The organism is uncultured Pseudoteredinibacter sp., assembly GCF_947502065.1.
Lineage (GTDB): Bacteria > Pseudomonadota > Gammaproteobacteria > Pseudomonadales > Cellvibrionaceae > Pseudoteredinibacter.
In genome coordinates, this window is record NZ_CANMYE010000004.1 from 207,057 (window position 1) to 231,811 (window position 24,755).

Here is a 24,755-nt window from a genome sequence, read left to right on the forward strand (position 1 = left end):
GTTTCCACCCTATGCCATACGCGCAGCAAGATATAGTTAACTGCCACGAATGTGACTGGCCAAGCGCCCTGCCTGAGCTTGCCCACAACCAAAATGCGCATTGTCCACGTTGCGGCTACAAGCTGGCCGCACAGAAGCATAATCATGAGCAGGCGATAGTCGCGCTGTCGTTAACTGCGCTAATTTTCCTTGGCTTTTCTTTGCCCTTTGAGTTTTTGTCATTTTCCAGCCAAGGCTTATCACAATCAATGAATTTACCCGGTAGCATCCAGATATTAGCTAGCAGGGAGTACTTATCGCTAGCGACATTGCTGCTATTGGTCATTTTTATTTTGCCCGCAACAATTCTACTAAGCTTATTCTATCTATATGGCTGCCACCTTTGTAAATTTAATCCCTGGGGAGCCAACCGCATTGCCAAACTGATTTATCTGTTTTTACCTTGGAGCATGGTAGAAATCTTTCTGGTGGGTGTGACTGTCAGCCTGATCAAAATCGTATCCTTAGCCGATGTTGGCCTGGGCCCCTCTTTTTACAGCTATATAGGCTTTACGGTCGCAACCGTTGCCACCCTACTCTATGTCGATAAGCAACAGTTAAAAAAGCGCTTTGAAGTTGAGTTTGCGCACCGCCCCGTGCAACAAGAGCTTAGTATTCAACGAACTTGGGCCTTGTTAATAACGTCCTTAATTCTTTATATACCCGCCAACTTACTACCCATCATGTATACCCGCACTCTAGGGCAAGATGAGCCTAGTACCATTATGGGGGGCGTCTTACTACTGTGGGAGCTTGGCTCCTACCCCATTGCGGCCATTATTTTTATTGCTAGTGTCGTTGTACCCATAGCCAAGCTGATTATTCTCTGCTGGTTAAACTACAGCGTTCAAAAGGGCTTTAGTAAAAACCCCCAAAAACGCATTTATTGGTATCGCGTAACAGAGTTTATCGGTCGCTGGTCTATGGTGGATGTATTTGTGGTTGCGATATTGGTAAGCCTAATTCAGCTGGGAAATATAATGAGCATCTACCCAGGACCTGCTGCTATGGCGTTTTGTGGCGTTGTGATAGCAACCATGCTAGCGGCTATGAGTTTTGATACACGATTAATTTGGGCCAATAGCCGCTGGCCCTCTACAACATCTGGAGCAGATAAGCCTGTATGAGTGAAGACAATAAATACTCTGATATAGCCGATATACAAGACTCTAGAAAGCTATCGGCTGTCTGGCTGGTTCCCTGTGTAGCCTTAATTATCGGCTTGTGGTTTATTTATTACCAATGGAGCAACCAGGGCCCAATGATTAACATCGCTTTTGAGCATGCCGAAGGCCTTGAGGCAGGGAAAACCAAAATTAAAGCTAGGGAAGTTGATATTGGTCTGGTTAAAAGTATTAAATTAAAACCAGACTTAAGCGGTGTTGTGATCACCGCTCAAATGTCCAAAGAAGCTGAGGATATGCTTACCGAAAATACCGAGTTTTGGATCGTAACACCCAGGGTATCGCTTAGCGGTATTTCTGGCATGAGCACCCTGCTTTCAGGCCCTTATATTAATATGGAACCCAGCTTAGAGGGTGAAACAGAATCGGACTTTCAAGCGCGTAGTGAGCCACCCGTTACCCCTATTGGCACACCTGGGCTACACATCACGCTTAACAGTAATGATGAGTTTGCCTATGAAAAAGGTGATGCCGTTGTCTATAAAGGCCTGAAGGTCGGTGAATTTGAAGATATTTACTTCAACCTTGAAGAGCGCATCGTTTATTACAATGTATTTATCGAAGCGCCTTATCACCAGCTCATCACCAAAAACACCCGCTTTTGGAATGTCAGCGGCATAAAGTTTAATCTGGGTGCAAATGGCCTAGAAATTCAAACCGGTAGTGTGGAGACCCTATTAACTAATGGGGTCACGTTTGATGTGCCCAAGGGCATGCCCCTAGGCAAGCAGATAACCGAAAGGGACTATTTCGATATTTACCCCGATTTTCAAAGTGCCAGCGATCAGCGTTATAAGCACGGAGTAAAGTTCGCACTAATGATCGACGATACAGTTCGCGGTTTAAAAGTTGGAGCACCTGTTGAATACCGTGGTCTTGTAATTGGTAAGGTGCTTGAAATTAATCCCGAAGTTTACGCCAAGCAATTGGTGATGGACAGTAACTATTCGATTCCAGTGATTATTGAAATCCAACCCGGTCGCATTCAGCAAGACGATAGCCCTGAGGGTGTAGCGTATTTGGAAAAGCAAACCTTAGCCGAGATTAAGCGAGGATTGAAAGCTACACTCGAGACAGGTAATTTGATTACCGGGGCCTTATATGTCGACATCGACATCTACCCTGAAATAGGCGCACCTGATTCAATCAGTAGCTTCAACGGCTATCCAGTGATACCTACCTTGCCTGAAGAGATTGGTCAAATTGCTGAGAAAATGAACCAAATACTCAATAAGGTAAATCAGCTCCCCCTTCAAGAGCTTGCCCAAAACGCTAACGAGCTGCTTAGTGAGCTGTCTAAAACAGCCAAAGCGCTGCAACACACTAGCCAACAAGCGGACAAGCATATTATTGTTGAAATGGGCAATACGCTAGCAGAAGTCAATCAGCTTCTGCAGGATTATCAACAAGGGTCAGACACTAACATCGAACTGAACAAAACCATGAAAAGTGTGCAGCAAGTTCTTACAGATTTGCAACCTTTGTTGAAACAGCTAAACCGTGCACCCAACAGCTTAGTATTCCCCAGTAAGCAAAGCGATGAAATTGAGCCTGCAGGCAAACAATAAGGTAGCCGCAATGTTTTTTAAAAGACGAATAACAATATTACTGTCTATTTTCATCGGCTTAAGCTCTTGCGCTAGCCAACCTGATGAAATTAACTATTATCTACTGCACAAACCCAGCGCTATTGATAAAGCAATGGATTTTTCTGGGGAAAATTTAGTTGTATTGCAATCGCTGCAGTTAGCTGACTACCTACAAAGCCAACATATAGTCATGCAGCTAAACTCTAGCCAGCTACAGTTTTCCAGCAAACACCGCTGGGCAGAGCAACTGCAGGCAGGCTTAGAAAAAGCGCTGCTACATCAGCTAAGACTACAGAATTCTGGAATAAGCTACTTAAACCGTCAACAACGAGGAAAGGCTTCCGCTAAAGAGCTATTCGTTGATATAAAGCACTTTTTAATTACCGAGGATTCCAAGGCTATCATCACCGGCGACTACTGGTTTAAACCCAGTGGCAACAGCACCCAGCTACATAGTTTTAATATTTCCTTAAATCTCGACCAAGATGGTTATGTACATGCCATCGAAAAGTTAAGAATGCTACTGGTGGAACTTGCTGGCAAGATAGATAGAAGCGCGAGCAAGGAATAAATAAAAGCGTGAGCCAAGATCGGATAGAAGCGGCCGCTGCAACTCAAGTGCAGCGGCCAGAGAAGGATCATTTATGATACTTGAAGATATCTGACAAAAGCCTTTCAATCATCTCGGTATTAAAGAACACTGTGCGTGGTAAATCACCTTCCTCTACTTTCAAATAATAGGATCTAGAAGAGTCCCAGCGTTTACGCAGCTTGGATACTTTTTTCTTTACCTTGTCGGGGTAGCCATTATTTTCAATTTTCAGCAATCCATCATCAAAAGTTTTTACGGTATTGCTGGTTTGTTTAGCCACGTTAAAGTCTTTAAAGCCCGCAATCGATATAATGTACAGTTTAGCCATACGTTCAATAAGATAGCGCTGCTGCTCAATTACATCAATCATACCGCTGGCTTCTTGGGTAGAGCCATACAGTACCGTTGCGATATTCTCTGAACCCTCAAGAAGAACCTCTCCCATATCAATCACCAGCAAGCCCGTATCACGGCTATAATCTTGATTGAGGGTATCTTTAAACTCTGCCCAAATCATATCTACAAACATCAAATCATCTTCAATCTGATCTTGATTTTCGAATGATTTCAACTTGTTTAAGCTCGCATCCACTTTGGCGATATGCTCATCTAACATCTGCCCTGATCGCGAGGAATTTAGATTCTCGCCTAAGTAAAAATAGTTTTTAACCAAGCTTTGACTCATCACTGCAATATCCTCTGCAGCGCTTAAGTATTCAATATTTGCCACCTTTCCATAAGCAGCCGGGCTTAGACTCATAATAGATAAAGCCAGTATCACCGCTTTTTTAGCAAAGGAACTGACCAGTAAATTTAGGGTATTCATTTCTACTTCTCTTCAATCGCCACAATTAAATCATCTATGACGTCGTTAATTTGTGTTACTAAGCGGGTTGCCGAACGCTGCCCTAATGCCGGTACAAAGCGACCGGATTTACTCTCAGCCATTCGCTCGAAAACCAGAAAAGATCTTTCAATCTTATCTAATTTGGTCTTGGTCGCGTCGCTAACATACTTTGGGTATGCCTGTTCAATAAGCTCATGATAGTAAACCTCGAATTCATCCAAGATGGTCCGAACTTCTTCGAAATATTTTGGATTGGGCACATCCCAAGCTCTCATCATATAAAGTGCAGCAAGTCTTTGAACTTCCATCCCCAGTTCAGCAGCGACTATGACATAGTGCTCACCTTCAACATGAGTTTCAGCCGCTATTAGCTCTGCGATTGCCCAGCACTCTTTATCAAAAGCTTCAATAATATAGTGAAGCTCAAGGACTTTTTCTCGATCAGGTTTAGCAAGCGCAATTTCCCTAATCTTCTTCCAGGTTTTCTCCTTTTCGATAACCATCGCATCGATCTTTGGGCCCAAGTGGTGACCTTTTTTAAGAGCCTTGAACTCAGTATCGATTTTTTCAATGGTTTTCTTAAGATGATTAGCAGGGTCGTCGTATTTAACCCCCATCCCGACTAAGGAATAGTCTTTAAGAACGGTCTGAACATTGGTACAGATATCTGCAATATTATGCACATCCTCCACCGAGGCAGCTGCATAAACACGGAGATTGATACAACAAAGGAACAACAAACAACTTAGTATTTTGGGCCGCCACAAGCGCCCCCTATCTATATATTGCACGGCTATAGATTCCTACGATCTAATTAATGATTAAGGGGTTCTCACTCGAATGTATCTTCGATTATGAATATCAGCCCTTCTCCGTAGAACAACGGAGCTCTTAGTATGCCCATAACAGTATGACTGCCCAATGAATGGACAAGCCTCACAGGATTTGGGCGCCTCACCCTTTTGAACTCGACCATTTTAAATACCACTCACGATCACTCGTAAGCAGCCTAAAAATCGCGCGGAAAACTAACATATTTTTTCACTGATGAATTGGCAATAAAGAAAGTTTCAGAGTCATTTAACAACAAATAGTTAATTTATCTGATTAACGGTAGCTGCCTGTATATTTGTCTAAAAAGACAAGCACTTAAGCTAAACAAGCTGCTTGCCTAGACGACTTTAAATTTGTCGTTTTTGACTATACTCAAATCTATGCAGCAAATTTCGCCTATGCAGCGCTCAACAAATCAATTCATATACTAATGGTCTGGTCCTTCAAATGAATAAAGCAATAAAGCAAGCTGATAGAAGCTTCATCCACTCCTGCCTCCTCATTTCTGCTCTTCTTCATGCTGACACTTTATTTGCAGAGCAAAAAAAACCATTATCCGAGCAAGGGTTTTTCAACGCTAGCAGTACTAAATTGAGTTTTCGCCTACGCCACGAATACGTGGACCAAGATGGCCTTAGCGAGGACGCTCAGGCCAATACTGTTCGTACACGCTTAAGCTGGCTATCAGGCACTTCCTCTGGCTTTTCAGCTAAAATTGAATTTGATGATGTACGCAGCATTGGAGATGACGACTACAACAGCACGAGCAATGGTAACGCCTTATTTCCAGTAGTCGCCGACCCTGAAGGCAGCGAAATAAATCAAGCCTTTATCCAGTACACAGACAAAGGCTTTAGTGCAACTTTGGGAAGACAAGGAATTAAACTGGATGATCAGCGATTTGTGGGTACTGTCGGCTGGCGTCAAAATGAGCAGACCTATGATGGCTTGCGGCTGAAATACCAAGGCGACGGTAAACAATTTGATTACAGCTATATAGACAATGTAAATCGTATCTTTGGGCCAGACGGTGATAAAGCGAACATCAAAGGTTCGATCCATCTATTAAATACAAAGTTTCAACTTTCTGAAAAGCAAAATATTACACTGTTCAATTACAATCTCGATTTTGATCGTGCCTTGACTCTTTCCAGCAATAGTTACGGTATACGTTACAACGGTAAATATGAAGCACTGAATATCACTGCCAGCTTTGCCAAGCAATCGGATACGGGCAGCAACCCTGTAGCTTATGATGCCGATTATTGGCTATTAGAAGCTAACGGCAGCGCGGGGAGGATAAAATGGAAAATCGGCCAAGAAACCCTTGCAAGCGATAACGGCAAGAAAGCATTTACTACTCCGCTGGCAACATTACACAAATTCCAAGGTTTTGCTGATAAATTCTTAGGCACACCCAATGATGGTGTTGAAGATCGTTATATAGGCTTTGGCACAAAATACTCTGGCATCGCGGTTAATATTAGCTATCACCAGCTCGATTCAGAATATACCCAGGACGATTTAGGTACTGAATGGAATGCCTCTATGGCATACACATTTAACAAACATTTAAAGGGCCTTCTGAAGTACGCTGACTATAGAGCCGATAGTTACGCAACGGATACCCGAAAACTCTGGATACAGCTTTTAATCAGCTTTTAGTTTTTTGTAATTCAGCGGCCCTTATAAAAGCAATCCCAAAAGACAAATAACAGGCTATAAACGTCACTCAATAAAGATATGTAAGTCCCACTAAGCTTATAACTGCAATATCTTTGGCAAAGCCCTGCTCTTGCAATTAAGCTAGCAGGGTATTTATATTTAACCAAATTATCTTTTGCCGAGGCCATTTTATGAGCGAGCAAGACTATACCCCAGCGGCGGTTTGGACTTGGGACAAAAACGATGACAATCGATTTGCCAGTATTAACCGCCCCATTGCCGGCGCTACCCACGAAAAAGATCTGCCCGTAGGCGAGCACCCCTTTCAGCTGTACTCCCTAGCCACCCCCAACGGTGTAAAAGTTACCGTGATGCTCGAAGAGCTACTTGCTCTCGGGCACCAAGGCGCTGAATACGACGCCTGGATTACTAATATTATGGAAGGTGATCAGTTTGGTAGCGGCTTTGTATCGGTAAACCCTAACTCCAAAATTCCAGCATTGCATGATCGCAGTGGTGAGGAACCAATTCGGGTATTTGAATCCGGCGCTATCTTGATGCACCTGGCCGAAAAGTTTGGTGAGTTCTTACCAACTGAGCCGGCCGCTCGTGCGGAATGTTTGTCTTGGTTATTCTGGCAGATGGGTAGCGCGCCCTATCTCGGTGGCGGTTTTGGGCATTTTTATGCATATGCGCCAACCAAACAAGAGTATCCAATTAATCGCTTTACCATGGAAGTTAAGCGTCAACTAGATGTGCTTAATCGAAACCTATCGGAACGCCGCTTTTTATGTGGTGATGAATACACTATTGCTGATATCGCTAACTATGCCTGGTATGGAGTCTTGGTCGAAGGTCATTTGTACAATGCGGCTGAGTTCTTGGATGTTGAATCCTATACCCACGTCCGGCGTTGGGCTGATGAAATTCGCGCTCGCCCAGCAGTACAGCGCGGCCGTAAGGTCAACCGAGTTTGGGGCGAAGAACATGAGCAAGTTAAGGAGAGACATAGCGCCAGCGATTTGGATTGAGAGCGCTAGCCTGAACGAAGCAATCAAGCGAAGACCCACCCAAGCCTGCAGTGCAAATACACTGCAGGCTTTCCTAAATCATCAACCTACTGATAATTCTTGGCCACAGTTGCCTGCCAGCCAATTGCCTACTCCTTAACTTAGCCTTACTATAGTTGCGCAAACATTAATAAATAATAAAGGCTTTGCGATGAGCTACGAACCCTTAATGTACATGCATTTAGTGACTGTTGGCCCTGCCGCCTTAATCGGCATTTACCTTTTTATCTGCCGCAAAGGCACCGCTATTCATAAGAGTTTAGGCAAAATCTATATGGTATTAATGCTCCTGACAGGAGTCATCACCCTTTTGATGCCAGCGGCGATTGGAAGCCGCCTTTTCGGTCATTTCGGTTTCATTCACCTATTCAGTCTACTCACACTCTACGCAGTGCCAGCGGCTTTCCTGGCTGCCCGTCGAGGCGACATAGTTGCACACAAAAGCTCGATGATGGGTTTGTTTATTGGCGGTGTATTGATAGCAGGGACCTTTGCCTTTATGCCGGGGCGTATTTTACACAGCTGGCTATTCGGCGCCGTCTAACAAAACAAATGAAAACCATTATCACTTTCAATATTTAATGTTATGTTATAACATTAAATATTGACCTCCCTCCTAGCCATTAAGGACATCATGATTAAAGTCAGCCAACTGGGTGATAAATTCGCCATCAGCCTTTCCGCACTTTGCAGCATTCATTGCCTCGCAACGCCTATTGTGCTGGCGGCTTTGCCCTCCCTTACAGGCTTAGCGTTGCTGGATGAAGCATTTCACAGCTGGATGGTTCTCGCTGTAGTACCATGCAGTCTGTTAAGCCTTTTAATAGGCTGTAGAGAGCATCGCCAACGCTCTGTCGCAGAGCTTGGTCTAATTGGTATTGCCATCTTGCTTACGCCGCTTATTTTAGGCCATGAAGCCGTTGGCGAATTGGGTGAAAAAACCTTAAGTGTGGTAGCCGCTATCGTTATCGCCTTGGCACACTGGAAAAACTATCGCCTTTGCCAAGCCGAGCAATGCTCGTGCAACAATAAAACTAATTAGATTAAAACATGACTATAAAAGCTGTACCTTGCAACATCATTACCGGTTTTTTAGGTGTTGGTAAAACCAGCAGCATATTAAATCTACTAAGGCAAAAACCAGAAGACGAGCGTTGGGCTGTTTTAGTCAACGAGTTCGGTGAAATTGGTATCGACGGGAAGCTCATCGAATCACAACAACAAGATCAAATATTTGTCCGGGAAGTGCCTGGTGGCTGCATGTGTTGCGCAGCGGGCCTGCCCATGCATATCGCCCTAAATCAGCTACTGCAACGCGCTAAACCTGACCGCCTACTCATTGAACCCAGTGGTCTAGGCCATCCCAAAGAAGTTATGGAAGTATTGCATGCCGAGCATTATCAAGATGTGCTGGATATTCAAAAGTGCCTTACTTTGATTGATGCTCGCAAACTCAATGATGAGCGATACACCGAAAACCCCATCTTTTTACAGCAGGTGAATATTGCTGATGTTGTAGCCGCCAATAAAGAAGATCTATATCGCCCAGAACATAAGCAACTATTACACAGCTTTTTAGAAACCCAAGGAAAATCACAAGTAAAGACAGTCTTTTGCAGCCAAGGTGATTTCCCCTTCGAGCTCTTATCAGGGGCTAGTGGGTTTCAATTGCAAAAATGCTGTTCTCACCACCATGATTCGGCGGCCGAAGAAGAATCAGCAGAAGACGCGTTAGCAACTAATAGTTTTGAAGACACCGCCATCCCCCAAGAAGGCTTTATTAGTCAAAGCAATAGCTCCGAAGAGTTTTCCAGCATTGGCTGGCGCTTCTCTCCCAATGTACTATTTAATCATTCTAAGCTTTATGCTTGGGCAAACGAGCTATTGGCCGAGCGAATGAAAGCCGTTTGTATTACCGAAAGTGGCGTTTGGGGCTTTAACAAAACCCCAGATGGCTTACAGGAAATCGAATTAGATGACTGCATGGAAAGTCGATTTGAAATTATTGCCAGCAAGCTCGATCCAAACTGGGAAAAGCAGTTGCTGGACTGTCGCCTGCCAAGCGCTTAAAAATCTCACCCCAAACGCCTAGACAGCACTAACATTAAACTAGGCGTTTGGATACTTGGATTTAGTTTTTGCAACTCACTTCGGCAAGATTACTCAATCTTGTCATTGGCATGCTGCCGCTTCCCATTGCGCTGCTATTCCAACTCAATGTTGCTCGTCTACAATCCTCTGGATCAAGGGCTAGATCGAGAGTACCCCAATTACTGCGACTGACCTTATTGGCATCGAAGGCTGCACCAAACTCACCGCCAGAAACTGTAATCGCTTGAGTTTCAATCAGCGGCCCCACAACATTACCGGTGCCTACGATCCACAAGGGCGCCCCAGCCTGATCAAAGGTATACCAGTAAATCACCGCCCTACCATCATCCAAAACCTCTACCGATAAACCATGCCCCGACTGTTCCGGGTTATACCAAGATGCACTGGCATTCGCAGAAGCAACTGGATAAAACAATGGATGGGCTTTAAGTACCGTCGCTTGCTGCTCACTCATATTGAAAGGCATAAAGTCAGCAACACCACTGTAAAACATATAGTTATTCGCGCCACCATCTCTACCACATTCAAAGTCATCGACGGCTTGATCTCCAGCTCGCCCATCAACGCCTAAATTACTTCGGCCATCGAAATCCCGCAAAGCACACTCTAAGGTATCGCTAAAACTATCGTGTTTTTGGCCGCTTTCTTCGGTTGTGTGAGGGATAGACATCAGATGTGACATCTCGTGCACAAGGTTTGCCGCATGCCCGGCAATATCAGCACCATAGGCTCGCTCTGACATGAGCACACAGCTATTGCGATAGTTTTCATGCATTACCGTTGCCGGCAAACCAGGGGAAACGCCCGCAATGCCTTGTACCTCAGATGAGCTAATGGTCTCCACCAAGCCGATGTTTAAGGCTCGCCCAGCGCCAAAGCGCTGGCTTAATTGTTGGCATAAAGCTGGAATTTCGTCCTCATGGGTATCTGCGAAATTTGCCAACAAAGCTTGATCAGCCTCTTGAATATTTAACTTACCAAGGCGCAATTGGTGTGGTCGCATTAAACGATTTATCTCGCCCGATAAACCGCTTTTAAAGCTTTCGCTCAAGCTGCGCTGGCGAGTATTTGCACTGCGATCTAAAACTAGAATATTTACATCTACCGCCTGACTGCCATTGACATGTTGTTTAAAAACAGCGCGCACATCCATTGCACGAGTATCGCCACCATTTGAGATTACGCGTACTTTATACTCTCCAGCTTTGAGCTGACTTTCTGGGTGATTATTGCTTGGGAGCAGCACCGCAAAATCGGCCAGATTGGCAAGCGCATCTTTACTCACATTGCCCGTCACATTAATGTTATCGCCATTTACTACAGCCGAATAAATAACTTTACCGCTGGGGTCAGTAATGCGATCGATCAACAACTCAGTGCCCGTCGATACACTTCGGCCACTTAGATACATTGAGCGATCAGAGCTCAGAACATCAATGCTAAACTCTTGCCCAAATTGTACATTTGGGATTTCTACAATACGTAAGTCATCCATTCCAGCAGCCTGCGCCCACAATAAATTAGGGGATAGAGCCGCTGAAAGTAAAGCTATCGATTTAATCATTTTTCTAAACATAAGTATTTTAAACATAGGCATTCTCACTATAATCGTTCAAGTCTTACACCATTAAACCCACACTAAGAGTCGCTTAGTACTTCCTCACGCATTTGCTCTTGCTCAGGAAATATAGGGTCGTGGTTTTTATGGGCTTTGATCGGCTGGGTTAATACAGGATATGTGAAAATTTCTACTTCGCTCATCCAGTGAATGTCATCTGCTTTGGCCGCTTCCAAGGTATACCAATAGAAATCCTCACTACCCACCATAGCCAAGTAAAAATCTCGATAAGGCTTATGCTCTAAAGCCGAGCGAGGATAATCCAGCGCTTCTTTAAATCCGTCACCCCAAGAATGAACGCCTAACTTCGCGCCAGATTCCATTTCTCGCTCGACTCCAGACATAAAAAGATCGACGGCCCCAGAAGCAATAACGCTGTCACTACGCAAATAAGTAGACAAACCTTGCTGTCGAACGTAATGACACATTTGTAGATTTGTTTCGTCGTCGATGCTACCTGGCATTACCGTCAGCACGAGTGTTTTGACTTGTGGATTATTTGCAATCACAGCTTTAAGCTGGGCATAGCTTTTAGAATTGATAATGCCCATAAGATACAATTTGTCACCTTTAACTTTGGTTTCGGTTAAGGTTTGATTATTCATCTGGAGCATAATCAACTGCTCACAGGCCGTTAAGAAAACCGACGAGAACAGTATCAGCGTAAGAGCTAGTGTTTTGGATTGGGGTAAGCGCAAGCGCCTGGCCATTGATTTTTGAGTCATTGGCTAATCTCCATAATTTTGACTCAAGCAAAGTGCCGAGCCCTGGAGATCTAATTATCAAAAAACAATAGAAGGGAGATAAGTTGCAAAGAGTATGACTTTGTCAGGGTTTGTAAGTCCGGGGGCAATTCAGCTTTACATGCTTAGTTCATGGGCAAGCAAAAGCTAAATCGCGCACCACCGGTAGGAGATTCACTCAGTTTGACTTCACCACCGTGTAATTCTATGGCTTGTCGAACAATCGCCAGTCCCAAGCCATAACCCCCATATCCCTCGGAGTTTCGGCTTCTAGCAGTGTCAATTCGGTGGAAGGGACGAAATATGGCTTCTCGTTGATCTTCAGGTATCCCTTCACCATCATCGTCAAAGTGAATCAGGATCGCTTGTCCATCGAGCTGTAGGTTAACCTCGATCAGATCATTTGCGTATCGAAATGCATTACGAATAATGTTCTGCACCGCCCTTTGCATAAGTGCGCTATCAAAAGAGTACTGACAGCTTTCTTCGCTATGGGAATAACGAATTACAATATCCGATTCCAATTGCAAACTTTGTAAGGAGTGAAATAACCACGCCACAATTTCCCCCGGCTCACGCTGAATTCGGTACTGTGCATTTTCCATTTTGGCATGCTGCAGCAGCTCCTCAACAAGATAGCCAAGCTCTTTTACATCATCGTCAATACCTTTAATGTATTTGGCTCTAGCTTCAGCACTTTCTTCGTCAGCTAGCATATCCAGCTGGCACTGCAGACGAAATATTGGCGAACGTAGTTCATGGGCAATAGCATTACTTAATTGTTTGTGGCTCTCGATTAGCTTTTCAATGCGCTCGGCCATTAAGTTAAAACTTTGGTTTAGCTGCCCAACTTGTTGGCCCTTAGCTTTAGGGGCACGTGCGGCTAAATCACCCGCTGCCAGCCTTTCGGCAGCACTGTTTAATGCCACCAATTTAGCGTTCAGAAAATATACCCAGGCGCCAAGCACTAATCCCAAAGCTAAGAATACAGCGATCATGGTTAAATCCGCACTCAGACTTAACTGATCTAGCAAAGGGTGGTTTTCTCGATACTGAAATCGGTAAATATTGGGATCATTTGGGATAAGGAAATAGCTAAGGGCTTCGTCGGAGTTAATCACAAGAACGCCCTTTTCCCTTAGCAATGGTAATTCTTCATCAAAGAGCTCTTCTTCCTCGGCAACATTAACTTCAGCCCCCATACTCTTGGCTAAGGCTTGCATATGCTTAATTTGTTGCTGAGGACTATCCGCCGAAGTGATCGCTAGCTGACGATAGGCTTCAAACTGCTGGGAGAACAACTCGTCTTGGGCATCACCCCATATGCCAAAGAACAAGGACTGCAAGGCGATTACAGCAAATATGACACTGGCAATTAAACCGAAATAGAGTTTAAAAAACTGGCTTTTCACTGGCGGTTCCGATCAACAATTGAACTAGTGCCATCATTCCATATTAATTCGCCGAACGCTGCAGGATTTTTGTATGGCTTTGTATGGCTCTACCACTGATCTGGGACAAAGCGGTAACCTTTACCTCTAACAGTAATAATGCCACGCGCCTTATTGGGGTCTGCTTCTAGCTTCTTTCTCAAACTGGCAATACGATTATCGATGGTTCTGTCTAACCCATCATACTCAATGCCTCGAGCATCCATAGTGAGCGCCTCTCGGCTGTAGATTTCATCGGGTTTTGATGACAGCAGCCAGAGAACATCAAATTCGCCAGGCGTTAAATCAATCTCAAGACCGGCAAGGGTACAACGGCGCAGCGAGCTATGTAGAGCCAATCGACCAAAACAGCGTTCTCGACTTGAAGCAGATACCAAGGGCTTAGGCGAGGCCTCTGCTGACGGCATCGGCCGGCGCAGTAACATTCTAATACGAGCCAATAACACACGCGGCTGCAGCGGCTTGCAGACATAATCATCCACCCCAAGCTCTAAAGCGGCCACCTGATCCATATCATCATCATTCGCCGTCAACATCAGTATCTGCCCAGCATACTGACCACGAACCTGGCGACAGATACTTAAGCCATCCAGTCCCGGAAGCATAAGATCCAGTATCACCAGCTCAGGCGCTTCAGATAAGATCCGCTCTGGCGCCAAGGCACCATCCCCCACCCAAGACACCTTAAAGCCTTGCTTGACCAAATATTCTTGCAGAATATCGGCCAGCTTTGCATCGTCCTCAACTAAGAGGATATGGGGCTCTGCCACTAACCTAGGCCTTGACTCATGGACTTACGTTGAATCAGTTCAATCGCATAGCCATCAGGGTCGCGAACAAAAGCAATTTCAGTGCTTCCGCCTTTCACAGGGCCTGGTTCTCGACTGATCTCACCACCCGCTTCCCGAATAGCATCACAAGTTGCGTAGATATCTTCAAAGCCAATCGCCAAATGACCAAAGCCCGAACCAAGGTCATAGCTCTGGGTATCCCAGTTGTAGGTCAGCTCAACCACCGCCTGGCCGCTGGACTCTTCACCATAACCAACAAAGGCCAAGGTATAACGATACTCAGGGTTCTCAGATTTGCGTAATAGCTTCATACCCAAAATACGGGTATAAAAGTCGATACTACGATCCAAATCACCAACGCGAATCATAGTGTGTAATAGTTGAGACATAATCACTCCAATAGTTCTACTGCTAGCTCTGCTCTTCTTGCAGAGGGATTTGTTCAACTTTACCATAAGCAGTAATAGTCAGAACATCAGGTTTTAATATGTGCGGTCGATTCAACGTCAGCGATTCCCCAGCAGTGCAGCAGCTGTTGCTGCGCCTAGGTATAGACAGCCATAACTGGCCTGTTCGCTATAGTGATTACCATCGAGTCTGCAATACCATCAGCATTGTTCGGCACGATGGCCAAAACACTGTGTTAGAGGACGCTACTTGGTGGCTGTTGCTGGAGTTCAAGGACGATCGTTACAAGCCTTCTCGTTATACATCGTTTAACACTCGCTTCGACAAGCTCGACGTGCCTCGCTCGGCGGGATATCGTCCTTTTCGTGAAAGCCGCTGTATTATCCCTGCCAGTGGCTTTGGTGAAACAGAATATGAAACGGTTAATGGCAAGAAAAAGCCCATGCGCTATACCAATTTTAACGCCAAAGAAGCGATTGCTTTTGGCGGGCTTTATCGGCAGTGGCAGCACCCTTTAAGCGGCGAAATAATTAATAGCTGCAGTATTATCACACTCCCCCCACACCCCAAGCTTACGCCCTATCACAGTAAGGCATCGCCCCTCACACTGCCACAAGAGGGCCCTTGGCTAGAGCATTGGCTAGATCCACAAATAAAGGATGTAGCGCAATTCGCTCCGCTGCTACAACCCGCTATCCGTCAAGACCTAGAGGCTCAAGTCATCGACAAACCATCAAAAAGGCAAGCTATAGGTAACTCTACCACCCTATTAGCTGATTAATTCTCAAGCGTGCTAAAGCCGCACTACCTCGAGGGCCTTGGATACAAAACCATCTAATCACATAAAGCCGTCTCAACTAGCTCTATAAGGCGTTCAAACTCGAAGGCTTTTGCCAATTCCATTAATTCATTCGCTGTTTCATTTTGCTCGACAGGAATACTATTAATAAGGCGGTTAATGTTCTCGCTATCTAATGATTCCAGTGCTTGCTGCAATTCCATTAGCAGCTCTCTATCTAACAGCAATACCGATTCCGATAAATCTAGGTTTGGCAGACCGGTTTCGCATTGCCCCTGCTCATCAATATAGTTGTACTCTATATTAAGGTGCTCAGCCATGGTGGCAAATATCTGGTCTTCTTGATAAGGCTTGAGCAATACGGCTTGGCACCCAGCATCTAAGGCTTTTTGATCCTCTCCTGGTGCGATACTGGTTGTGATCGCTACAACCACCGGCGGATTTTCTCTATTGTTAGCAAGGATTCTTTGGCAAGCGTCAATGCCGTTTACTTCAGGCATTCGAATATCCATCCAAATGAAATCGGGTTGATAACTATCGACGGCAGCGATAGCCTGCGCACCATTGCTCACCGTTAACACATCAAAACCAACGCGACCCAGTAGTTTTTTCAGCAGGTTTCGATTGTGCTTTTGATCTTCTGCTATTAACACACGAATAGTCTTTTTCTGATCTTTCAGCGAAGCAACGCGCCTTTGCTCACGGTTATGCATTTCGCTATTATCTGGTGTTACTACCTGACTGGTGAAACTTACTGTAAAAGTGCTTCCTTTTCCTGGCTCGCTAACGATCTTAATATCGCCTCCCATTAATTCCACAAACTTCGAAGTAATTGCAAGCCCCAACCCTGTTCCTTCAATAGCACGGCCCGAGATCTGCTCAAAGGGCTTAAACACTTCCTTACTTTGCTCGGGAGTCATTCCCAAACCGCTATCTTTCACTTCAAAAAATAGCTTTCGAAACTCCATTCCCTCCTGCGAAGGTGCAAGCTCGGACCAAACCTTCATGATGAGACCACCAGTCTCTGTGTACTTAACAGCATTACTCAGCAAGTTTATTAGGATCTGGCGAATTTTAATTAAATCAGACCTAACAAATTGTGGAACATCAGCCGATATCTCTACAGTATATGAAAGCTCTTTTTCAACGGCCTTAGGCCTAATCAGCTGACCAACATCTTTGATTGTTTGTAAAAGCTCCACTTCGCTTTCGTCATAATCCATTCTGCCCGCTTCAATCTTTGACATATCCAATACATCATTAATCAAGCGTAATAGGTGCTCACCGCTAAACCGGATAGCCTGCAGGTCATCTAAATTATTGGATGAAAGACCACTTTCTTCTTGAAGGATTTTTGAGAAACCCAAAATTGCATTTAAAGGAGTCCTCAATTCGTGGGACATATTGGCCAAAAATACGCTTTTGGCTTTACTCGCTGCCTCGGCCTTTTCTTTAGCCCTGATCAATTCCTCTTGTGCATTGATCAACAATTGATTTTCATAAATGGTTTTTAAACTGAGCTGGATACTCTGCTGAAACTCTCGTAGCAGCTCTTTATACTGATCATTGTAGTGATTCTCCTTGCCATCCAACACACAGATTGTCCCAAACACTTCGCTATTGGGCCAGCAAAGGGGCATACCCAGGTAAGAAATCATATTTAGCTTTACATCGGGATTATTGGCCCAGACCGGATCTGTCAAAGCATTAGGAACCAGTAAAGCCTCGTTGCTAGACATAACGGTCTCGCAATATAAGCCAGTATGCAGATCGGCCAACTCATTGGGCTCATAGACATTGTCGCCATTACTCGAAGCAATACAGACTTCAATCTGCTTTTGATGCACCCGCATAATCAGGCCAGCAGGCACCCCCATAGCCTGTGCCATTAAATCGATGGTTTTCTGCCAGCTCTGCTGAATATTCTCTGGAATCTGCAGATTGTTGAGAATGGTGTACTTACCCGTACAATCGGCATCTAGTATCGCATTCATGACCTTAGTCCCTTTACCCTTGTTGATTTATCGTTCGTATTGCAGCACTGACAAAAACCATCCAATACAAAATACCCAAATCTAAATACGATTCGAGGATTCCAGATTTAACTCAAAAACCTAATTGCCTCTTAGCGAGTTTATATCCGAGAAAATCGATCTTAGTTCGGATGCTTTTATAGGCTTATAAAATTTATAACCTTGATAGTAGTCACAACCATCTCTTAATAAATGGTCAAACTCCTCTTTCTCTTCCACTCCTTCGGCGATGGTTTCTAAGCCTAGGTTTTTCGCCATACCGATAATAGTGGAAACAATCGTCGCGGCCTGTTGGTTGAGATGCACATCACTTACAAAAGAGCGATCAATTTTCAACATATCGATGGGCAACTTGAGCAGATAAGACAAACTGGAGTATCCAGTACCAAAATCATCGATAGAAAATGACACACCAAGATTTTTCAGTTCGTTTAACTTTGCTATGGTAGTATCCACGTTTGAAAGCATTAAACGCTCTGTCACCTCTAGCTCTAAGTGCTCGGGCGACATATTAAAGTGTTCTAAAGTTTCCCGAACATTGCTGACAAACTGATCACTGGAGAAGTGCCGAGGACAAATATTAATTGCTAATCGTTTAAAGGCCTTTGGCAGAAGTCCCTCTTGCTGCCAGTGCATAAACTGCGAGCAGGCCGACCGGATCGCAAAGAGATCCAAATCCACGATAAGATTTGATTCCTCAGCCAAAGCAATGAACACATCAGGTCGAACGAAACCAAACTCTTCGCTCTCCCAGCGCATTAACGTTTCTAGACCTACAATTTCACCGTTTTTATTAACCTGGGGCTGATAGACCATATACAGCTCATTGTTTTTAACGGCCTGTCGTAAGCCTTTAGTCAATGCCAGTCTAGATTCAGCGCGTGACTGGTACTCCGGCTTGAAAAACTGAATAGCATTCTTACCCGTCTTTTTGGCTTGATACATAGCTGCATCAGCTTCAACAAGATATTCTTGCCCCAGCTTATCGCCTTTACCAAATAGAGTGATGCCAATGCTAATCGACATCTGAACTTCATGGGAATCGATATGGAAAGGACGTGTGATGGCTTGCCTAATTTTATCGGATACAAAATGCGCGCGTTCTGAAGCGTTAGCCCTTTCATCACTCAGCATCGGCAACATAATGACAAATTCATCGCCGCCCCACCTTGCACATGAGTCTGTTGAGCGTAAAACCTCTTGAATACGCTGCGAAGTAATTTTCAACACAGAATCACCCACCTCGTGTCCCAGCGCATCATTAACCAATTTGAAATCATCCAAGTCTAGATAGACTAATGCACCGACCATTCCGGTGCGCCCAGAGACATTAATTTCGTGGGCGATGCGATCATTCATCAAGCGGCGATTAGGTAAACCCGTCAGTTCATCGTGATAGGCGAGGAATTCAATTTTCCTATCGGAAGAACGACGTGCGAGACTACTACCAATAACCTCCGCTACCTGCCGATAGTAATCGATATCCTCTTCTCTAAACGCCTGATCAGGAGGAATGCTGATCGCCAGTAAACTGAGCAGGGTATTTTTAACTTTGATAGGTACTATTAGAAAGTTGGTCTTAATATCACCTGCGGCAAGACCTAAGGGGCGCTCTTCATCCTTAAGAACAATTCGGGTGGCTGAAAACCCCTCATAAAGAACAATCAAGGTATCCGCCTCTAAAAAGCCGCCAAAGCCCAGCTCGTTAATAATGCAGACCATCAGGCAATTAAGCTGCTGATTTAAACTTTTATCGCCCAGAGTAAATGAATTAAATGCATGACTGTTGGGATGATCATTAAAAGTTATGACCGCAGCACTAGGGTTTTGCTCGTGTTTATCCAAAACCTGATTTAATGCTTCAAGTATTTTATTGATGTAGCTATTGACCGCCAGATCGTCGATAGGTGTACGTAGAATTTTGGCAAGAGCCTTTTCTCTTACACTGAGATTTTTGTATCGACTGATTGCATCTTCCAGTTCCCTCGTTTTTCCCTGTACCTTAGCCTCAACTTCTTGATTTGAACGCGCTAACTGTTTTCGCATTCCGCTCAAGCTCAAGTGAGTGTTCACTCTGGCTAGAACTTCCTCTATCTGGAAGGGCTTTACAATATAATCGACGCCACCGCATAAAAAAGCTTTTATCTTGTCATTGATGGTATCTAATGCACTAACAAAGATAATGGGTATATCAGCACAGGCTTTTATCGATTTGATTCGCTCACAGGTTTCATAGCCATCCATCCCTGGCATGTTAATATCCAGAAGAATGAGATCCGGCTGCACCTTCTCGAGACTGCGCAAAGCAAGCTTGCCACTGATAGCAGGCAATACTCGGTAACCTCGTGATTCCAACATGCGCTGCAACACTTGCAGGTTCTTTGAGTTGTCATCGACAATCAATACTGAAAATTCTGCCTGACATTGATCAGTCAATATTGACATTGCAATCTTAATCCTAGGGTCTTAAACACTACGTTTCTTTATTGACCCTAGACCAATAAAGGACGCTCTGCCAAAGCAAATAGAGCTAACATAGATGCTTTTTTCAGATAATGTGAATATACGGCTTGAGGGGTATTAAAGACTGCACCATTTGGGTTATATACCTAGCTATCGGGCTCTGGTTATGCTGATAGATCATTGCACAATCAACAAACCCCCAATTTTATCCAAGACACCAATAAAGAGAGACTAAAGTGATAACATGACACGATGCCCTTCTTATTATTCCGCCAGCATCAACGAAGAATCCAACTACCCAACCCTACAAGACGAACAGAGCAGCGACATAGCCATCATCGGCGGTGGTTTCACAGGTATTGCTACGGCTCTTGAACTCGCCGAAAAAGGCTTTTCGGTTAGCTTAATAGAGGCCAATAAAATTGGCTGGGGCGCCACCGGCCGAAATGGTGGGCAGGTTACTGGTAGCCTCTCTGGAGATGAAGCCATGCTAAAGCAGTTAAGGAAGACCATTGGCGCCGATGCTGAAGATTTTGTTTGGAATTTAAGATGGCGCGGCCATGAAATCATTAAACGCCGTGTCGCCAAATATGGTATTGATTGCGATCTAAAATTTGGCCACTTACAAACAGCCTATAAGCCCAGTCACATGAAGGGCTTGCACGCTTTCTATCAAGAAGCCCTTAGCCGCGGTATGGGCGAAGAACTGGAAATAGTCAGCGCGGCTGATATCCCAAATTATTTAGATAGTCCGATCTACCACGGAGGCTTGCTCAATCGGCGCAATATGCACTTGCACCCACTTAATCTGTGCCTTGGTGAAGCCAAGGCTGCGAGCAGCCTAGGTGTTCGAATTTTTGAAAACAGCCCCGTTATTGATATTGAAGAAAACGATAAAATAATCATTAAAACCCAGCATGGCCGAGTGAGCGCTGACCGCGTAATGATCGCCGGAAATGCATACCATAGATTGGGTAGACCTAAGCTCGGGGGGATGCTCTTTCCCGCATCGCTAGGCAATATGACAACCGCTCCTCTAGGTGATGAGCTGGCCAATCAAATTAACCCACAAGATCTTGCCGTTTACGATTGCCGCTTTGTTCTTGACTACTATCGCTTAACGGCCGATAAACGCTTAATGTTTGGTGGCGGCACTAACTACTCGGGTAAAGATTCCAAAAGTGTTTCGGCAGAATTACGTCCGGCAATGGAGCGAACCTTTCCGGCACTAAAGGGTATCGATATCGAATTTGAATGGACAGGTATGGCCGGCATCGTTATTAATCGTATCCCACAACTGGGTAAGCTCAGCGATCGTATTTATTATTGTCAAGGCTACTCTGGCCACGGGCTTGCTGCCTCTCATATTATGGCTGAAATTATGGGCAATGCGATCGCAGGGCATATGGAAGAGTTCGATACATTTGCAGCCTTTAAACATATTAGAGTTCCTATTAATGACTGGCTTGGCAACCAAGCTTTAGTTCTGGGCATGTGGTATTACCAACTGCTTGAAAAATTTCGATAAGATTTTTTAATCACGAGCTGTTGTTGCGCTTAAGAACTGCAATAGCAGCTCGCTCAGCCTTCCCAGCGCTCACTGCTGACCTCTCACTATTTACCTCTCTGCTCTCGTTCTTAGAACTCAACCAGCATTCGCTTTGCGATAGCTGGACACGCTATAGATGACGTAGGGTCTTGGCGAGGATGTTCTGCAATCCCAACGAGATTAACAAACGATAAACCCTGCGTTTTATGGAGGAATATAAGACAAATGATCTATGTAAAGAACGTCTAAAAAGCACTAGGTATTTCGCAAAATACCCATCTAGACTCAAAATATCTTGGCTGAATTTTGTACAAGATCTGTCAAAGCCTCACAAAAGAAGTGGTTAAAAAAACAACATTTTACCCTTTAGAGGCTTCCCAAATGACCGTTAACTACTGATAGAGAATTCTAACTGCCGAGGTACCCATGCTGTCATTCCTAAAGCCCCGTAATAATAACGACGAAAAGACCGCAACAAAGACCACCGAACCCACTCTTGATAGTGCAACACAGAGCCAAGTAGACACTCAGCTGATGGAAAATATGCTAGAGCAGTCGGAGCAAGGGGTTGTCATTATCGATGGAGACAACTGCATTACCTTTATGAATACATCGGCCGAAAAGCTTTGGGATATCAGCAAATCAGATGTCATGGGCCAAAACGTCAAAGTCCTAGTCCCCAAAGCAATACAGGCCGATCACGATTCCTACGTAAATAATAACCGTAAAACCAGCCAAAATATTATCGTTGGCACCAGCCGTGAAGTTCAACTTGAACGACATGACGGCAGTACAGCCTGGATAAGCCTATCGCTTTCTAAGATCGATTTAAATGGCGAACAAGGATATGTCGGCTTCGCCAGAGACGTAACCGCTGATAGGCGTGCTCGTGAAGAAACCCGGCAAATTCTTGAGCAAGCATTAGACGGGGTTATTACTATCGATAAAGATAATAAAGTAACCTTTATGAACAAATCTGCCGAAGATTTGTGGGGCTATTCACGAGATGAGGTGATTGGTCAAAATGTCAAAATGTTGGTTCCAAAAGAAATTCAAGCAAACCACGATGGCTATGTAAATGCCAATCGTAGCACCGGCAGAAATACCATTGTTGGCACCAGCCGTGAAGTGGATGTCGTACGCAAGGACGGTAGTATAGTAAACGCGGCACTATCACTATCTAAAGTAGAGGTAGACGGAGAAATAGGTTATACCGCTTTTGTACGCGATATCAGCGAAGAAAAAGCGTCCAGGGAAACCATTAAGCAAACTCTTTCTCAGGCATTAGATGCCGTTGTTAGTATTGATGCCGATAATCGGGTCTCATTGTTTAACGCCGCGGCGGAAGCACTTTGGGGTTACTCTGCTGACGAAGTGATCGGGCAGAACGTAAAAATGCTTGTCCCTGCGAATATCAAAGATCAGCATGACAACTTAGTCAATCGCAATCGCGAAACTGGCGAAAACAAAATCGTTGGCACCAATCGTGAAGTTCCGATATTCCGAAAAGACGGCAGCAAAAAGTGGGGCAATCTATCACTTTCTAGAATTGAGGTTGCCGGCAGAATTATGTATACCGCTTTTGTAAAAGATGTCACCGCCCAGGTAGAGCAACGCAATGCCATGGGTGAAATTATGAGTAAAATAACAAAATCTAGCCAGGAGATTGGCGAGATATCTAAAGTAATTGATGGTATTGCAAGCCAGACGAATTTGCTCGCTCTAAATGCGGCTATTGAAGCAGCACGCGCTGGGGAATATGGCCGAGGCTTTGCGGTGGTTGCCGATGAAGTACGACAACTCGCAAGCCGTTCTTCTGAATCTGTGACTAAGATTAACAGCCTATCAGAAGACAGTCAGCGCTTCCTCAGTGAACTGGCCGAGAACTATCAGGTAAACAAAGAGGGCTGATAACTCCCCTCACAGTAAGTACCTTCATTAGTTTCTGTGTGGCACTATAGTGCCTAAGCAAAGTGCCTAAGCAAAGTGCCTAAGCAAAGTGCCTCAGCAATGCACCTAAGCATACCCAGTTGCTAGGCAACTGGGTGCCTATAGATATCCCATCTATCGCCGCGAAAGTCTATCTCTCTTTCAAAACTTGCACCGACTGCTAAGGCCAGCTTTATTGACGCCTGGTTCTCTTTAGCGATTAGGCTGATCAGTGCTATTTCAGGCAGGTATTCTAAACCGGCTTTTTGTAGCGCTCTGGCAGCTTCACCGGCATAGCCCTTTCCCCAATGGGCTGGCGCCAATGCCCATTTTATTTCTGGGCTGGGCCAATCATTCGGATACCAAAAGCCGGCCGTACCGATTACCTTGCTACTGCTTTTTTCTTCCAGAGCGTACGGGCCATAGCCCCTCAATACCCAATGCCCCAACATAGCACTCATTATTCTCCAACTTTCGCCTTCACTGAAGGCTCGCCCTACTGTGTACCGGGTGGCCTCTTCTGAAGAATAATACTCATGGAGGTCTTGCCAATCTTCATCTTTGAATTGACGTAGAATTAATCTTTCAGTTTCAAGTTGTTCGGGCACCTTAAATTTCATAGCTAAAAATCTTATTCAAACTCTAAACACTGAGGCAAATGACTGTCGATAGAGTACCAACTTGCTTTTTGCGACACCCAAATATGGTTCTTCTCTTTTAGTTGAAGCGAGCCTTCTATTGAGTCGTCCATTGACTCATCTAAGGAACCTAGGCGAAGTACGATATGCTGGGCTGTTTTTCGCTTCGCATATATTTGTGTGCCACAGTGAGAACAAAAATGGCGAATTTTCCCAGGGGAAGACTCATACTGACTTAGATGCTCATCCCCTAGAACTGTAAAATCATCCACTTTAACAGCCGCCACACTGGAAAATGCGGCGCCATGGGCCTTACGACAAGTAACACAGTGACAATGCACTATATCCCCCATATTGCCATTGATTTCTAGGGCACCTTTCCACACAAACAACTGCCCGTT

The 24,755-nt window shown here is 44.6% G+C and carries 22 protein-coding genes; 11 read left to right on the plus strand and 11 right to left on the minus strand.

From position 1 onward, the window contains the following. Positions 1-11 precede the first annotated feature (11 nt). From Q1A41_RS12450 to Q1A41_RS12460, 3 genes are read left to right on the plus strand one after another with little or no spacing between them, the layout of a single operon-like run. Complete coding sequence (locus Q1A41_RS12450; protein ID WP_299979356.1) at positions 12-1,166, plus strand: paraquat-inducible protein A; 1,155 nt, start codon at positions 12-14, stop codon at positions 1,164-1,166. Continuing rightward, positions 1,163-2,791 (plus strand): intermembrane transport protein PqiB, encoded by a 1,629-nt coding sequence (gene pqiB, locus Q1A41_RS12455; protein WP_299979359.1) that lies wholly within the window; start codon positions 1,163-1,165, stop codon positions 2,789-2,791. The genes Q1A41_RS12450 and pqiB overlap by 4 nt, the downstream gene beginning before the upstream one ends. 10 nt (positions 2,792-2,801) lie before the next feature. Continuing rightward, a complete protein-coding gene (locus Q1A41_RS12460; RefSeq protein ID WP_299979362.1) occupies positions 2,802-3,383 on the plus strand; it encodes an ABC-type transport auxiliary lipoprotein family protein in 582 nt (193 codons plus the stop codon). A gap of 67 nt (positions 3,384-3,450) precedes the next feature. Here Q1A41_RS12460 and Q1A41_RS12465 read toward each other — a convergent pair whose 3' ends face one another. Both Q1A41_RS12465 and Q1A41_RS12470 read right to left on the minus strand, forming a co-directional pair. Next, a complete protein-coding gene (locus Q1A41_RS12465) occupies positions 3,451-4,230 on the minus strand; it encodes a hypothetical protein (protein WP_299979364.1) in 780 nt (259 codons plus the stop codon). 2 nt (positions 4,231-4,232) lie between these two features. Further along, positions 4,233-4,934 carry a hypothetical protein gene (locus tag Q1A41_RS12470; protein WP_299979367.1) on the minus strand — a complete coding sequence of 234 codons (702 nt, stop codon included), beginning with the start codon at positions 4,932-4,934 and terminating at the stop codon, positions 4,233-4,235. A 598-nt stretch (positions 4,935-5,532) separates the two neighbouring features. On the opposite strand from Q1A41_RS12470, the gene Q1A41_RS12475 reads away from it, so the two are divergent. The 5 genes from Q1A41_RS12475 (at position 5,533) to Q1A41_RS12495 (ending at position 9,890) form a co-directional block, all read left to right on the plus strand. Beyond that, positions 5,533-6,750: an alginate export family protein gene (locus tag Q1A41_RS12475; RefSeq protein ID WP_299979369.1), complete on the plus strand. Its 1,218-nt coding sequence runs from the start codon at positions 5,533-5,535 to the stop codon at positions 6,748-6,750. Positions 6,751-6,941: 191 nt separating this feature from the next. Then, positions 6,942-7,781, plus strand: a complete 840-nt coding sequence (gene yghU / locus Q1A41_RS12480) for a glutathione-dependent disulfide-bond oxidoreductase (protein ID WP_299979372.1) — start codon at positions 6,942-6,944, stop codon at positions 7,779-7,781. 190 nt (positions 7,782-7,971) lie between these two features. After that, positions 7,972-8,364 (plus strand): DUF2306 domain-containing protein, encoded by a 393-nt coding sequence (locus Q1A41_RS12485; RefSeq protein ID WP_299979375.1) that lies wholly within the window; start codon positions 7,972-7,974, stop codon positions 8,362-8,364. A gap of 90 nt (positions 8,365-8,454) precedes the next feature. Beyond that, entirely contained in the window at positions 8,455-8,862 is a 408-nt protein-coding gene (locus Q1A41_RS12490) for a MerC domain-containing protein (RefSeq protein ID WP_299979377.1), read from the plus strand. An 8-nt stretch (positions 8,863-8,870) separates the two neighbouring features. Further along, on the plus strand, positions 8,871-9,890 hold the full coding sequence (locus Q1A41_RS12495) for a GTP-binding protein (protein ID WP_299979379.1): 1,020 nt from the start codon (positions 8,871-8,873) through the stop codon (positions 9,888-9,890). Positions 9,891-9,951: 61 nt separating this feature from the next. On the opposite strand, the gene Q1A41_RS12500 is transcribed toward Q1A41_RS12495, so the two are convergent. The 5 genes from Q1A41_RS12500 to gloA all read right to left on the minus strand — a co-directional run bounded on the left by Q1A41_RS12500 (position 9,952) and on the right by gloA (position 14,924). Beyond that, positions 9,952-11,523: a hypothetical protein gene (locus tag Q1A41_RS12500; protein WP_299979381.1), complete on the minus strand. Its 1,572-nt coding sequence runs from the start codon at positions 11,521-11,523 to the stop codon at positions 9,952-9,954. A gap of 47 nt (positions 11,524-11,570) precedes the next feature. After that, the gene (locus Q1A41_RS12505) at positions 11,571-12,275 is read right to left on the minus strand and encodes a hypothetical protein (RefSeq protein WP_299979382.1); all 705 of its coding nucleotides are present in this window, start codon (positions 12,273-12,275) and stop codon (positions 11,571-11,573) included. A gap of 143 nt (positions 12,276-12,418) precedes the next feature. After that, positions 12,419-13,705, minus strand: a complete 1,287-nt coding sequence (locus tag Q1A41_RS12510) for an ATP-binding protein (protein ID WP_299979384.1) — start codon at positions 13,703-13,705, stop codon at positions 12,419-12,421. 89 nt (positions 13,706-13,794) lie between these two features. Continuing rightward, positions 13,795-14,514, minus strand: a complete 720-nt coding sequence (locus Q1A41_RS12515; protein WP_299979386.1) for a response regulator transcription factor — start codon at positions 14,512-14,514, stop codon at positions 13,795-13,797. Beyond that, a complete protein-coding gene (gene gloA, locus Q1A41_RS12520; protein ID WP_299979389.1) occupies positions 14,514-14,924 on the minus strand; it encodes a lactoylglutathione lyase in 411 nt (136 codons plus the stop codon). The genes Q1A41_RS12515 and gloA overlap by 1 nt, the downstream gene beginning before the upstream one ends. Positions 14,925-15,022: 98 nt before the next feature. Here gloA and Q1A41_RS12525 point away from each other — a divergent pair, with 98 nt between their 5' ends. After that, a complete protein-coding gene (locus Q1A41_RS12525; protein WP_299979392.1) occupies positions 15,023-15,724 on the plus strand; it encodes an SOS response-associated peptidase family protein in 702 nt (233 codons plus the stop codon). A gap of 53 nt (positions 15,725-15,777) precedes the next feature. On the opposite strand, the gene Q1A41_RS12530 is transcribed toward Q1A41_RS12525, so the two are convergent. Together Q1A41_RS12530 and Q1A41_RS12535 are read right to left on the minus strand one after the other, a co-directional pair. Next, positions 15,778-17,736, minus strand: a complete 1,959-nt coding sequence (locus Q1A41_RS12530; RefSeq protein WP_299979396.1) for an ATP-binding protein — start codon at positions 17,734-17,736, stop codon at positions 15,778-15,780. A 120-nt stretch (positions 17,737-17,856) separates the two neighbouring features. After that, positions 17,857-20,220 carry an EAL domain-containing protein gene (locus Q1A41_RS12535; protein WP_299979398.1) on the minus strand — a complete coding sequence of 788 codons (2,364 nt, stop codon included), beginning with the start codon at positions 20,218-20,220 and terminating at the stop codon, positions 17,857-17,859. 262 nt (positions 20,221-20,482) lie between these two features. On the opposite strand from Q1A41_RS12535, the gene Q1A41_RS12540 reads away from it, so the two are divergent. Then, a complete protein-coding gene (locus Q1A41_RS12540; protein ID WP_299979401.1) occupies positions 20,483-21,766 on the plus strand; it encodes an FAD-binding oxidoreductase in 1,284 nt (427 codons plus the stop codon). Positions 21,767-22,213: 447 nt separating this feature from the next. Further along, positions 22,214-23,698, plus strand: coding sequence for a PAS domain S-box protein (locus Q1A41_RS12545; RefSeq protein ID WP_299979404.1), 1,485 nt, complete (start codon positions 22,214-22,216; stop codon positions 23,696-23,698). Between the two features lie 122 nt (positions 23,699-23,820). Here the strand turns inward: Q1A41_RS12545 and Q1A41_RS12550 are convergent, their stop codons facing one another. Both Q1A41_RS12550 and Q1A41_RS12555 read right to left on the minus strand, forming a co-directional pair. Further along, the gene (locus tag Q1A41_RS12550; RefSeq protein WP_299979407.1) at positions 23,821-24,336 is read right to left on the minus strand and encodes a GNAT family N-acetyltransferase; all 516 of its coding nucleotides are present in this window, start codon (positions 24,334-24,336) and stop codon (positions 23,821-23,823) included. 11 nt (positions 24,337-24,347) lie between these two features. Continuing rightward, the gene (locus Q1A41_RS12555; RefSeq protein ID WP_299979410.1) at positions 24,348-24,740 is read right to left on the minus strand and encodes a GFA family protein; all 393 of its coding nucleotides are present in this window, start codon (positions 24,738-24,740) and stop codon (positions 24,348-24,350) included. Positions 24,741-24,755: the final 15 nt, after the last annotated feature.

Coding starts and splice junctions, on each gene's coding strand:
- Q1A41_RS12545 (WP_299979404.1), top strand. CDS start 22,214: ATGCTGTCATTCCTAAAGCCCCGTAATAATAACGACGAAAAGACCGCA.
- Q1A41_RS12460 (WP_299979362.1), top strand. CDS start 2,802: ATGTTTTTTAAAAGACGAATAACAATATTACTGTCTATTTTCATCGGC.
- Q1A41_RS12500 (WP_299979381.1), bottom strand. CDS start 11,523: ATGTTTAAAATACTTATGTTTAGAAAAATGATTAAATCGATAGCTTTA.
- Q1A41_RS12490 (WP_299979377.1), top strand. CDS start 8,455: ATGATTAAAGTCAGCCAACTGGGTGATAAATTCGCCATCAGCCTTTCC.
- Q1A41_RS12535 (WP_299979398.1), bottom strand. CDS start 20,220: ATGTCAATATTGACTGATCAATGTCAGGCAGAATTTTCAGTATTGATT.
- yghU (WP_299979372.1), top strand. CDS start 6,942: ATGAGCGAGCAAGACTATACCCCAGCGGCGGTTTGGACTTGGGACAAA.
- Q1A41_RS12485 (WP_299979375.1), top strand. CDS start 7,972: ATGAGCTACGAACCCTTAATGTACATGCATTTAGTGACTGTTGGCCCT.
- Q1A41_RS12475 (WP_299979369.1), top strand. CDS start 5,533: ATGAATAAAGCAATAAAGCAAGCTGATAGAAGCTTCATCCACTCCTGC.
- Q1A41_RS12465 (WP_299979364.1), bottom strand. CDS start 4,230: ATGAATACCCTAAATTTACTGGTCAGTTCCTTTGCTAAAAAAGCGGTG.
- pqiB (WP_299979359.1), top strand. CDS start 1,163: ATGAGTGAAGACAATAAATACTCTGATATAGCCGATATACAAGACTCT.
- Q1A41_RS12525 (WP_299979392.1), top strand. CDS start 15,023: ATGTGCGGTCGATTCAACGTCAGCGATTCCCCAGCAGTGCAGCAGCTG.
- Q1A41_RS12540 (WP_299979401.1), top strand. CDS start 20,483: ATGACACGATGCCCTTCTTATTATTCCGCCAGCATCAACGAAGAATCC.
- gloA (WP_299979389.1), bottom strand. CDS start 14,924: ATGTCTCAACTATTACACACTATGATTCGCGTTGGTGATTTGGATCGT.
- Q1A41_RS12450 (WP_299979356.1), top strand. CDS start 12: ATGCCATACGCGCAGCAAGATATAGTTAACTGCCACGAATGTGACTGG.
- Q1A41_RS12505 (WP_299979382.1), bottom strand. CDS start 12,275: ATGACTCAAAAATCAATGGCCAGGCGCTTGCGCTTACCCCAATCCAAA.
- Q1A41_RS12495 (WP_299979379.1), top strand. CDS start 8,871: ATGACTATAAAAGCTGTACCTTGCAACATCATTACCGGTTTTTTAGGT.
- Q1A41_RS12550 (WP_299979407.1), bottom strand. CDS start 24,336: ATGAAATTTAAGGTGCCCGAACAACTTGAAACTGAAAGATTAATTCTA.
- Q1A41_RS12530 (WP_299979396.1), bottom strand. CDS start 17,736: ATGAATGCGATACTAGATGCCGATTGTACGGGTAAGTACACCATTCTC.